At 33.8% G+C, this 12,022-nt stretch carries 12 protein-coding genes and 2 pseudogenes; 7 read left to right on the forward strand and 7 right to left on the reverse strand.

The genetic code is table 11. The features are described 5' to 3' along the window. Positions 1 to 128: 128 nt before the first annotated feature. A complete protein-coding gene (locus CP370_RS06680; protein WP_087713176.1) occupies positions 129 to 2,168 on the reverse strand; it encodes a beta-galactosidase in 2,040 nt (679 codons plus the stop codon). A gap of 98 nt (positions 2,169 to 2,266) precedes the next feature. Here CP370_RS06680 and CP370_RS06685 point away from each other — a divergent pair, with 98 nt between their 5' ends. Next, positions 2,267 to 3,460 carry a phosphatidylserine decarboxylase family protein gene (locus tag CP370_RS06685; protein WP_087713177.1) on the forward strand — a complete coding sequence of 398 codons (1,194 nt, stop codon included), beginning with the start codon at positions 2,267 to 2,269 and terminating at the stop codon, positions 3,458 to 3,460. 69 nt (positions 3,461 to 3,529) lie between these two features. Here CP370_RS06685 and fetB read toward each other — a convergent pair whose 3' ends face one another. The 4 genes from fetB to CP370_RS06705 form a co-directional block, all read right to left on the reverse strand. Beyond that, complete coding sequence (gene fetB, locus CP370_RS06690) at positions 3,530 to 4,291, reverse strand: iron export ABC transporter permease subunit FetB (protein ID WP_087284974.1); 762 nt, start codon at positions 4,289 to 4,291, stop codon at positions 3,530 to 3,532. Beyond that, positions 4,269 to 4,922 (reverse strand): ATP-binding cassette domain-containing protein, encoded by a 654-nt coding sequence (locus CP370_RS06695; protein WP_087713178.1) that lies wholly within the window; start codon positions 4,920 to 4,922, stop codon positions 4,269 to 4,271. Before CP370_RS06695 ends, fetB begins: the two co-directional genes overlap by 23 nt. Before the next feature lie 96 nt (positions 4,923 to 5,018). Then, positions 5,019 to 5,219, reverse strand: a complete 201-nt coding sequence (locus CP370_RS06700) for a hypothetical protein (RefSeq protein ID WP_087713179.1) — start codon at positions 5,217 to 5,219, stop codon at positions 5,019 to 5,021. After that, complete coding sequence (locus CP370_RS06705; protein ID WP_087713180.1) at positions 5,219 to 6,301, reverse strand: M42 family metallopeptidase; 1,083 nt, start codon at positions 6,299 to 6,301, stop codon at positions 5,219 to 5,221. Before CP370_RS06705 ends, CP370_RS06700 begins: the two co-directional genes overlap by 1 nt. Before the next feature lie 298 nt (positions 6,302 to 6,599). Here CP370_RS06705 and CP370_RS06710 point away from each other — a divergent pair, with 298 nt between their 5' ends. The 4 genes from CP370_RS06710 to CP370_RS06725 all read left to right on the forward strand — a co-directional run bounded on the left by CP370_RS06710 (position 6,600) and on the right by CP370_RS06725 (position 9,112). After that, complete coding sequence (locus tag CP370_RS06710) at positions 6,600 to 7,184, forward strand: hypothetical protein (protein WP_012845830.1); 585 nt, start codon at positions 6,600 to 6,602, stop codon at positions 7,182 to 7,184. Between the two features lie 80 nt (positions 7,185 to 7,264). Next, on the forward strand, positions 7,265 to 7,675 hold the full coding sequence (locus CP370_RS06715; protein ID WP_014567222.1) for a MarR family winged helix-turn-helix transcriptional regulator: 411 nt from the start codon (positions 7,265 to 7,267) through the stop codon (positions 7,673 to 7,675). A gap of 14 nt (positions 7,676 to 7,689) precedes the next feature. Continuing rightward, complete coding sequence (locus tag CP370_RS06720; protein ID WP_087713181.1) at positions 7,690 to 7,920, forward strand: hypothetical protein; 231 nt, start codon at positions 7,690 to 7,692, stop codon at positions 7,918 to 7,920. Continuing rightward, a complete protein-coding gene (locus CP370_RS06725; protein ID WP_087713182.1) occupies positions 7,901 to 9,112 on the forward strand; it encodes an MFS transporter in 1,212 nt (403 codons plus the stop codon). Before CP370_RS06720 ends, CP370_RS06725 begins: the two co-directional genes overlap by 20 nt. Before the next feature lie 93 nt (positions 9,113 to 9,205). Here CP370_RS06725 and CP370_RS06730 read toward each other — a convergent pair. Further along, a pseudogene (locus tag CP370_RS06730) lies at positions 9,206 to 9,641 on the reverse strand (amino acid permease); the annotation flags it as partial. On the opposite strand from CP370_RS06730, the pseudogene CP370_RS06735 reads away from it, so the two are divergent. Both CP370_RS06735 and CP370_RS10025 read left to right on the forward strand, forming a co-directional pair. Beyond that, positions 9,617 to 10,709, forward strand: a pseudogene (locus CP370_RS06735) (amino acid permease); the annotation flags it as partial. The pseudogenes CP370_RS06730 and CP370_RS06735 overlap by 25 nt on opposite strands. Positions 10,710 to 10,748: 39 nt before the next feature. After that, the gene (locus CP370_RS10025; protein ID WP_232457396.1) at positions 10,749 to 11,030 is read left to right on the forward strand and encodes a C1 family peptidase; all 282 of its coding nucleotides are present in this window, start codon (positions 10,749 to 10,751) and stop codon (positions 11,028 to 11,030) included. Positions 11,031 to 11,248: 218 nt separating this feature from the next. Here the strand turns inward: CP370_RS10025 and CP370_RS06745 are convergent, their stop codons facing one another. Then, a complete protein-coding gene (locus CP370_RS06745) occupies positions 11,249 to 11,869 on the reverse strand; it encodes a phosphatase PAP2 family protein (RefSeq protein ID WP_087284966.1) in 621 nt (206 codons plus the stop codon). Positions 11,870 to 12,022 lie beyond the last annotated feature (153 nt).

Below are 12,022 nucleotides of genomic sequence, written 5' to 3' on the forward strand. Positions count from 1 at the left end.
TTTCTGTTCACTGTGTTTGTTACACAGAAAGGTTTATTTTATACCTATTTATAATAAGTAGTCAAATTGGTATAGTCCTTCATATTAAAATAAGCATTCATTTTTATTCTGAATGCTTACTTTAATATTTATCTATATAATGTATAAACTTTACTTTCAAATGTCTTTAAGCTAACAGTTCCCTTATCTTTCACATCTTCAAGTAAATTAACTAATTCACAACTCAATTCAATTTTTTCTTCTTTATCAGAAAAATTCTGAACAAACCAATATTTTTCTGATTTATTTTCACGTATTTGAATTGAAACTCTACCGTTAAATTTCGTAATTGGAATTTCAGGAACTAATTCACTAGCTATTTTTTCATAAAACTTTTCTAAGAAAGAATAATCAGTACGACAAGCAAGGTAATAGCCTTTGCCAGCTCCGTAGGAATGCTCAACAATAGCAGGTGTATTTTGATAAAAATCTGTACTGTATGTAGCCAGAACTTTTCCCGTGCAGTTAATTAGCGTTTCGCAATAATCATGCACCGGATATTCTTTTCCTTCAAAGTTAATTAAATTCGATTGCCCAGGATATAAAACATCAGTTTCAAGAGGCTCCAGTCCGTAAATTTCTTGTAGTTCTTTTGGCCATTCATTCATATAGGCAAGATCATTTTCATCAACAACTCCGCTAATATAAGTTCCGACTAGCTTACCACCATTCTTAACATAGTTATCTATTTTTTCTAAATAAGACTTGCTCATTAAAAAGTGCATTGGATCAATCAATAAGTCGTATTGTGAAAACTCATCTTCAGGACTAACAAAATCAACTGGAATATCATGGTCATAAAAATATCGATAATGCTTTTGAATTGTTTGCCAGACCTTTTTATTCTCACTATAACTTTCTGCATCTTGCAGTGCCCAGTAACTATCGTAACTAAAGACAATTGCAACTTTTGCTTTTGCATAATTTGTTGCTACAATTGGGCTAATTTTTTCCAAGTCTTTACCAACATTAGTTACGTCTTTAAATGCACGCGTTTTTTCAGGATGACGATGCTCAATTACAGCCCCATGAAACATTTCTGATGATCCTCGTGAAGCTCTAAGTTGGAAATACAATACGCCTTGGCTACCATGCGCAACATCCTGCAGACTAGCCAATTCATGCGTTCCGGGTCTTTTTGCACGATCAAAGTTATGCCAATTAACACGTGATGGAGTATTTTCCATTACTAAAAAGTTCTGATGCTTCAAACTTCTAAAGAAATCATGAATTAATCCAACATTTCGTCCAAGTTCTTCAGTACTTTGACTGTCGTTACCCCAAGCAGGATAAGAATCCCAAGAGATAAAATCCAAATGACGCGCTACCTTTTGATAATCAAAACCAGCAAATGGATCCATCAACGGATTTCCAGCCATCATATTCGTAGTTACAGGAATATTAGGAGTGATCTTTTTTAAGGGTGCTGTTTCATTATCAATAAATGAAATTGTCTGGTCAGTAATAAATCTCTTCCAGTCTAAGCTCATCCCTTTATTACCCATTTCACTTAAAGGACTAGGCGGATTAACTTGATCCCATTCATTATAAGTATGACTCCAAAAAGTGTTCCACCAGGCATGATTTAAAGTAGCTAGATCGCCATACTTATTTTTCAGCCATTTTCTAAAAGCATCTTTACACAAATCGCAGTAGCATTCACCTGAATATTCATTAGAAATATGCCAAAGCACCAAACTTTTCCTTTGACCAAAATGTTCTGCCAGTTTTGTGTTAATCTCATAAACTTTTTTTCGATAAATAGGTGAAGTTAAACAATGATTATGTCGTCCACCAAAGCCGCGTTTATTTCTCCGGTTATCTGTTCTAAGGACTTCTGGATACTTTTGAGCAAGCCACGCTGGTCGTGCTCCACTTGGCGTAGCTAAAATTACATGGCCATTCATTTCCTCTACTCGATCAAAAATCTCATCTAACCACGAAAAATCATAATTTCCTTCTTGCGGTTCTAATTTGGCCCACGAAAAAATCCCAACAGTCACGGTATTAATTTTAGCCTGCTTAAAGAGAGCAAAATCTTGATTAATTACATCGGGCTCATCCCACCATTGTTCTGGATTATAATCGCCACCATGTAAAAATTGGTTAATATCTAAGATGCGCTTCATGATTCTATTCCTTATTTCTTTCTATTCTGTAATTCAGAAAACGTAGCTCTCCTTTAAAATAATCATATCGCTTTTTTAAACTTCAATTCGTCCATTTTTTGTATTTAGTTCTTTTACTTTTTTATCCGCCAGTTCAAGCTTTAAAGAATTTAATTGAATCTGATCGGTATTTATACAATGTTACGCAGATGATGTTTGATGAAATTCCTGAAAAGTATGTTGATACTCCAATGGGAACCCCACAAGTTCGAAATTATAAACAAATGTTATTAATGCTCAACCGAATTATTCAAAGAGCTCTGGAATTCAACACAACTGGATTAGTCGGTACACCAATTAATGCAATTTTAGACTATCCTATGGCCACTAAAGCGGGTTATGTATCCTTTATGAATCCAAAAATCAATGAAAAGCTTAGAGACATTTTGAATTATTGGGGCAAATGTCTACAAACGCCAGACTCAACATATGTTCTTAACACATCTAAAAATGGTTGGTTAAGTAACTATGCATTAAATGAAATGGCTAAAGTAGCAGATGGTGAAAAATTTACGACTATTTTCAAATGTGCTTCTGAAGATCGTGAAAAGCATCTAGGTTTTACCTCTTGGGACAACTTCTTCACTCGTTTATTTAATCCTGGTATTCGTCCTGTTCAAGATCCTGATGATCCTGATTTTATTGCTAATGCCTGTGAATCAGCTCCATTTAGAATTGCGCATGATTTACCAATGAAAGCAAAATTCTGGATTAAAGGACAACCTTATTCTCTAATGGATCTACTCCATAACGATCCATTAACATCAAAATTTGTTGGTGGTACACTTTACCAGGCCTTCCTTAGTGCATTGAGTTATCACAGATGGAACAGTCCAGTTAGCGGAACAGTAGTTAAAGCTTATAACTTATACGGTTCTTACTACTCTGAAACTTTGCCACAAGGATTTGAAAATCCTAATGGCCCTGATCCAGCTGCTCCTAATGATTCTCAAGCTTATATTAGCGAAACTGCATCACGTGCAGTCATCTTCATTAAAGCAGACAATCCTAAGATTGGCTTAATGTGCTTTGTAGCTGTAGGTATGGCAGAAGTTTTAGGCAACGAAATTATTGTTAAAGTTGGTCAGCATATTAATAAAGGTGATCAACTTGGTATTTTCCACTTTAGTGGCTCAACTCATGTTCTTTCGTTTAGACCAGGAGTTAATGTTAAATTTAATCTTCATGGTCCAGAGCCAAGTTTAGGTTCTCATAATATTAAAGTTCATGATGAAATCGCTAGAGTAGAATAAAATACATTAAATTTTAGTTTCATATAATTCAAAAGACTGTTCTGAAATAATACCAGAACAGTCTTTTTGTTAGAGCATTAATTGCATCTGATCATTAAAATAATTTTTATAGGCAAGATAAACCGAAATAATCGCTCCTAAACTTGTAGCAGATAAAAGCATAAAAGTTACCATAATCTGATACTTAATTGCATAAATTGGGTTTACTCCAGCAAAGATCAATCCTGACATCATCCCCGGCAAATTAACTAAACCTACTGTCTTAGCTGAATCAATCGTTGGCTGCATAGCAGTCTTAATACTACGCCGAATAATTGGCATCGATGCCGTTTTAATATCACTACCTAAAGCTAACCTTTCTAAAACAGGTTGTCTTAAATCATGAAAACTTTCATTTAAAGATTTATAGCAAAGACCTATTGCAACCATTTCATTACCTGCAATCATTCCTGTAATTGGAATTACTTGCATGGGTATCGGTTTAATGACGCCAGAAAGAAGTAATATAGCCAATGTAATGTAGGTTCCTACGGCCTCAGCTACAATTGAATTCCATAATTTTCGATTAGTATTTGGATCTCTACCATTCGCATTCCATGAAGCATTAAAAATGATAACAAGTGTAGAAACAAAGGTTAGCCAAAAAGTATTTACATTGAAAATTACTTTTAAAATATATCCAATAATGACTAGCTGAATAATGGCTCGCACAACACTAACCAAAATATCTTTAGTAAGGCCTAGCTTTTCTTTAACAGAAATTCCAATTGATACTAAAACTAATAAGAATGCAAAAACTAGAGACCAGTTACTGACAACTACATTTTTCATCGAGAAATGCCTTCTTCACTTCAAAAATTTTATTGGCTTTTTCAATTTCACTTTTATCATGAGTTACTTGTAAGATCGTAACATGCTGCTTGCGCACATCATCAAATAAATGATGAACAATTTCTTTACTATTTTCATCAAGTCCTGTGGTTACCTCATCCAATAGTAAAATTCGTGGTAAAAAGACTAAATTTCGAATTAAGGCAACTCGTTGCTTTTCTCCACCAGATAAAGAATTAATGTTTTTCTTCAAGAAAGTATGATTTAGACTTACTTTATTTAATAATTCAGTTAGATGCTCTTCATTGATTTCTTCCTTTCGAATTTGATAAGGAAAAATCAGATTATCTCTTACTGTTTTTCCAAAAAGAGACGGTTGCTGGAAACAATAGGAAACTTGCCGACGATATTCAAGCGGAGAATATTGACTAATATCTTTTCCATCATATTCAATTGAACCAGATGTAGGTGTAAGTAAGCTGGCAATAATTTTTAAAAGTGTACTCTTCCCTGCACCAGAAGGCCCTACAATCGTTAAAAAGTCTCCTGAATTTACGCTTAGATTAATATTTTTCAGAATAGTATTTCCATCAACAGAATAATTTAAATTTTTAATTTCTAAAAGATGCATAGCTAACCTTCTATATAAATATTTATTTTTATTATAAACGATATGAACCCAGAAATTCTTATCTTAGTTTCGGGGTTCATAACTATAATTTATATTCTATTTATTTTTCTTCGGCCAAAAAACCGATAAGAGACAAAAAACAAGTCCGAAAATTAGCGCCCAAATAAATGGCTGATTCCAAATAAAAAGATTGCCAATTTCACTTGCTGTATAACGAACAATATAAATCAATACACTAATAATAGCCATACACCAACTAAAAATTGCTACTTTTTTGAAAAATACTTTCCAGTCCATTAGATCACCTTAAAACTATCTAGCTTTTCTTGTGTTATATCGCGAATAATTGCAGTTGCTAAATCAACTGAAGCCTTAAAGTCTTTATATGCTGAGAAACAATATGGAGAGTGCTCATAACGAACTGGAATTCCAATAACAATTGTTGGAGCACCATATTCATAATAAATTGCTGCACCATCTTGGCCACCACCAGTTCTAACAGAGCGAGTATATGGAATATTATTCTTATCAGCTATATCGCAAGCATATTGTTGAAACTTAGGATTTGGTAAAAATGTAGTATCCATATCTCTGAGCATTGGGCCGCGTTTTAAGCCTGTTTGAGATAACCATTCAGGCTCAAAAGTATCGTCAGCTGGACAACTTTCTAAAACAATACATAAATCAGGCTTAATTTTTCGTCCAGTAACATAAGCACCGCGAAGACCTACTTCTTCTTGGCTTGATAAGGCAGCTATCACATCGAAATTAGTCTCTTCACCCTTCAAATTATCTAAGATATCCACCATGGCTCCTGCACCAAAGCGATCATCAAAGTCTTTACCAAAGAATAGACCGGATTTTTCATGGTATTCGCACTTTACATCAATAAAAATTGGACAACCAGTGTCAATTTTATAATCTTTGATAGTTTCTTCCCTACTTGATGAACCTACATCAATAGACATATCTGCAACTTCTGGAATTGAATTTCTTTCAGCAGCTGTCATAAAGTGTGGTGGTTTTGTAGCTACCACTCCTGGGATATACTCACCATCGCGATTACGAATTTTTACTCTTAAAGCCGGAATATTATACTTTACCCAACCACCAAGTGGAACAAATTTAATTAATCCATTCGGACGAACTGCCTGGGTAATAAAACCAACTGCATCAGAGTGAGCATCCATTTGAATAACGGGCCGATTACCTTTATTTTCCTTCTTAGCTGCATATACATTGAGCATCCCATCTACCGTAATATCAGCAGTATTTTTAGCATAAGTAGAAAACAGTTTTACAAATTCTTCTTCAAAGCCAGATGTAGAATTTGCATCTGAAAATTCTTTTAACATTTGAATTTCTTGTTCTTTTTTCATAATTTTCCCTCTCGCAAACGCTTTTATTTTAATTATATTTATGTCTTTAAACTTTTTAAAGAAATTCTTTGCAAATTTTAAATCTAATGCCAAATCTTCTTTAAAAAAAGAAAGGTATTCTATTTAACAAGTAAGGGAACTTCTACACCTTACTTATTCTCCCAAAATAACATACGACATTAAAAAGCAGACTTCTAATCCCCCAGAACGTCTGCTTTTTGTTTTGCTCCAATTTTTTCTATACTAAAATTGCTTATGCTATACTGAAGTAAAATTTATATTACAAGGATTCAAAATCATGAAAAAATTAGCTCTAATTCTATTATCAACTTTATTACTTACTGCTTGCAGCAATACTTCTAAAAATAATCAACCTAAATCTTCTAGTTCAAAATCTTCAATTACTACTTCAAAAACTACCACTAAAACTTCCTCTAAACCTAATTTAAATAAAAAATACCCTGGTTTTAAATTAGCTATGATTCCTACTGTATTTCAAGGAACCTGGTATCAAACTGATCGCTACAGTAAAACAGCGCGAAAATTTATTATAACCAAACATACTATCATGGATTCTGTGGTCTATCAAAAAACAGATCCAAACCTAAACCTAAACCATCGCTCAGAAAAAAATAATAAAGTTTATGCTGGGGATGCAAGCATGGTCTCTTTTGAAGATAAAAATGGTTCGAAGTGGCTCCGAGCACGTGGATTTTTAGATACTGTTGATATCATCTATATCACAGGTACTTTTAAAGGAAATCAGTGCCTTTATTTAGCTTATTCTTCCGGCGACATTCATAGTGCTATGTTTAAAGACAAAAAAGCAGCCTTGAAATATCGTAAGTATGATTTCTCTAAAATTACTAATCCTCTAAATTAAAAAATAAGTTGTAATTACAATTAGTTGCGCTATACTTATTTAAAGTATTAGTTGTAACTACAACTTAGAAAGGTAAAATTATGCGAAAAAGACCACTAGCAAATTTACTCTATCATATTGGTAAATTAGAAAACCTCCTGATCAATCAACGATTGGCCTCTATTAATCTAAGAATGACGCATGCCCATGTTTTAAGATACATTCAAAAGCATCCCGGCTGCATTCAAAAGGAAGTTGCAGATTATCTTTTTTACCAACCTGCCAGTTTTACTAATGTAGTTAAACTATTAGAAAAAAGAAAAATGATTGAACGTCGAGCAGATCCAAACAATGGACTAAAAAAACAACTATTCTTACTTCCAGCTGGAGTTGAGGTTCTTAGACAAGTGAACGACGCCTTTGAAGAGGTAAATCAACTAGTTGGAACAGTAGATCCTGATACTTTAGCTAAACTTGAAAAGATTTCAATCAATTTAGAAAAGCAGATTTAAAGAAAGAAAAACTAATGAGCAAATTTTTACCATTGTGGCAATATATTAAAGATAATCATGACCAAGACTTTCAATTATCTTTTAACCAAATTCAAAAGATTGTCGGCCTGCCAATTGATCATTCTTTCTTAACTTATAAAAAGGAATTGCTCGATTATGGTTTCAAAGTAGGAAAAATATCCCTTAAAAATAAAACGGTAGATTTTAAAAAATTGGAGGATGAGAATGACGATGAAATCAGATAAGCCAATTTGGAAAAAGAATCTTTATGTTCTCTCTATCGCCGTATTTATCGCAGGAATCGCATTTTCAGAGATTATGCCCTTCCTACCTCTATATATCGATACCTTAGGACATTTTACTCACCAACAGTTAAACTTTTGGTCGGGATTTATTTTTTCCGGAGTATACTTCGTCTCAGCTATTATTTCACCATGGTGGGGTAAATTAGCTGATAAAAAAGGTAGAAAACTAATGATTCTCAGGGCTTCCCTTGGAATGGCCATTGTCCTTGGAAGTATGGGGTTAGTTACTAATGTCTGGCAACTATTTTTCTTAAGAATGTTGCAAGGAGTCTTTGCAGGATTTGTTTCAAATTCAAATGCTTTAATCGCTACAGAAACACCTAAAGAAAAATCTGGTCAAGCGCTAGGAACAATGGCCTCTTCTTTTACTGCCGGGAACTTACTTGGGCCTTTCTTAGGTGGAGCACTTGCGTCTGAATTTAGTTACCGCGTTACTTTCTTTATCACAGGAGGATTATTATTAATCTCCTTCCTTCTCTCACTTTTCTTTGTTCATGAAGAAGGATTCAAGCCGATTACAGAAAAGAAGCTCGATAAGGCAAGTGGCGTCATTGCTACTCTACGCTCTCCAACCCTAATATTTGGTTTACTGTTAACCACTTTAATTATTCAAGCAGCCAACAATTCAATTAACCCAATTGTTTCTCTATATGTTAAACAATTGATGAATGGACATGGAAATGTTGTTTTTGTTTCTGGAATTATTGCAGCTTTACCCGGAATTGCAACATTTTTAGCTGCTTCACGCTTTGGAGCATTAGGTGATAAAATTGGGACTCACAAAATTATTATAGGTGGTTTTATTGGTGCAACGATTCTATTCTTTTTAACTGCCTTTGTTCACAACACAGTACAATTAGGTATTTTACGCTTTTTAGTTGGTTTTACTGACGCATGTCTTTTCCCACAAGTACAAACTTTACTAACCAAAAATTCACCTGCCGCTGTTACTGGTCGAATTTTTTCTTGGAATCAGAGTGCAATGTATATTGGAAATATTGCGGGGCCTCTTCTAGGATCTTTCATTGCTGGAGTTTCAAGTTATAGTATGGTATTCATTGTGACAGCAGGTATTGTTGTCATAAACTTAATTTTGTTTAACTTTAATGTTGTAAAAAATCTTTCAAAATAACATAAAAAGCAGCATTTCTCGTGTGTATTGAGAAATGCTGTTTTTATTTATACAAATTAATTTTTTATTCTAAATAAACGTAATTTAAATCAATTAGTTTTTCTTCTTTAAATCAGCTTCTATATGATTCTTTTTCTCCTAACTGCAGTTGGAATTCCACCTATCTTAGCTAATCTATTCTTTCCTAAGAACAGGTATAAAACAGCTGTTACAGCAGCTACAACTATTGACAGTAAAATAGTTTCCCAAGTAAAGTTAAAGATTAAATAGCAAGCTACTAATAAAGCCAAAATTGGAATTGTGTAGCCGCCTGGAAGTTAAAACCATGGTTTGGATATTGACCAGTATGCTTAAATTTAATAACCGCAAAAATAGATGGTACATATTGAACAAATGAAGCTAAAACAATACATCCAACTAAGAACAAGTATGATTGAGTAATTAAAAGTAAGGTTACAGCAGCAGTTAAAATAATACCTACCCATGGAGCATCAAATTTATTCTTTTTTCCTACCCAATTTGGTAATAAGAGTAATTTTCCGCTGGATTGGTGAATGTTTAGGTAAAGGCTGAGGACTAACCTGTTTACTTATCCTATGGTTCCAATTAATTTTGAACTTTGGGATGGGGATGCCGAGCTTTACAGCAACCATCATGTTTTATATACCAAACTATGATGCCGCTGTAAAATTTGCTCAAGCACCACAACATGAATTGCTGATTATGACAGGTTGGATCATCTTATATTGGGTCCTTACTTATTTAGCTACTAAAGGTGTTAAAGCCTTCTCTAACATCGCTAAATACGGTGTCATTATCGGGAGTTTAATTCCTTTAACTGTAATCATTGCAATGATTATTCCTGAGAAGCAAATTAACGTTTCTCTACTCTGTATTCAGGATTTTAGGATCAACAATTGGAATGCCGAGGTAGTGGATTTTTACCACACTGGTTCCAACAAAACAATAAACATAACATGCCTGCACATTTAATGTATACACAAATCGCTGGAATGACTGTTGTAGCTTACTTAGTAAAATTGATTCCTAATGTTGAAGGTTTTGTAATTTTGCTAACTCAAACTATTACTGTTCTTTACATGATCTACTACATTTTAATGTTTACTGCTTTCCTACGTTTACGTTATGACCAACCTAACCGTCCTCGTTCATTTAAAGTTCCTGGTGGTAAGTTCGGTGCTTGGCTTGTTGCAGGTCTAGGATTAATTCCCTCAGCCTTTGCCATTGTCCTTGCTATTTATTCACCAGCACAGGTTAAGTCAGAGGTTGGTTCACCAACAGTTTACATCTCAGTTATTTTAGCTTTAGTTGCTGTTGTTCTTATTGTTTGTTTCAGCTTATATCAACTTTCAAAGAAACACACTGATTGGGTAAATCCAAATAACAAGTTTGCCCCATTTACTTGGAAGAAGGACTTAAGAAACCTGGAAAGGCTTTATCAAAAGTCCCAACAACTGTTATGTCTAAAGATCAAAACCCAATGGGTATGCCAATCAAGCGTCCTTATAAGCCAAACGAACAAGTATCCGACGACATTGTTAAAGCTGATGAAAACAACAAGACTTCAACTGATTAAAGATAAATAGATTATCGATTTTAAAGAAAAGAGATTATTATGGTACAAATTGATAATGAAGATTTAAAACAAGTTAGATCAGAATTTTTAGATACACCAAAGTATCGTAACACTCAAAATGCCGTAATGAAGAACGGTATCAAGAAATCAATTACAAATCAAAGTGAAATTAATTCTCACTCATTTGTATTCTCAATTGATGTTGATTCACAATACTATGCTGACGATCCACATGGTGTTTGGAATGTACCTTTCTTCCCAAGTGGTTCATGCGATGGTAAATGTGCTGATGCCACCGATATTGAAAACTTGAATATGTAGGGCATTTTTGGCAGAGCTGATGATGAACCATTTGACGCCAAAGACTTTATGAAGCAACATCCTGAATGGAACTGGCAAAAAGGTTATCTGTATGATGGACCGAGTCAACCTTGGACATTGTTTGACTAAATCAGTTCAATTAACTTAATCAAAAACAAAATCATAAAAACTACTCACACAAATAGGGTTAAGCATAATGCTTAACCCTATTTTGTTAACTATTTATTTACTACTTGCTTAATCTTTTCAAAGACAAATTGCATTACTCCAACCCAAGTTAAAGCGATAGCAACTGAACCACAAACATCAGTTGGATAGTGAGCATAAACATATACTCTAGAGATCATTACGATAACTAGCCAAACGATTAATAGAAAATCAATCCAAAAACGTTTAGTTCTATCTTTCAATACTACTGGTAAAAGCACCATGATGATCCAAATAACAATCATCCCCATGCCTAAAGTATGGCCACTAGGAAAACTAAATCCATCATCAACTGCTAGGTGCTGTACAGGACGAGCTCTTTGAATCAAATGCTTAATTACCCAACCAACTGCATCCCCTGTAATCATTGTTAAAACTAAGTTAGTCGCAAGAGGACGTTGTTTTCTAAACCATAAGATTACTGCAATCAATACCATCCAGATCAAGTCAACCTTGGTATCTGCTAAAAACGTAATCTTTAGCATTAATCCCTTTAAATTAGGAACAATGTGAACTAATCCTTCAAAGAAATTATCAAAGGCATTAATCCAACCTAAGTGTAAAATAATCGAAATGGCGAGAATCAAACTAATGGGTAAGCCCCAATATATCGCTTTTGAATATCTTTTCATTTTTACTCCTGTTTTCAATAATATTTTTTCTTATTTTACCACTTATCTAAAGAGCTCAACACAATCCGTTATAATTTAACAAAAAATTTAACAAAAAAGTGTCTGGGAAAAAACTAACTTTCAGATACCAAAAGACGATCAATCCAACTCTTA

The sequence above is a fragment of the Lactobacillus sp. UMNPBX19 genome, assembly GCF_002553805.1.
Classification (GTDB): domain Bacteria; phylum Bacillota; class Bacilli; order Lactobacillales; family Lactobacillaceae; genus Lactobacillus.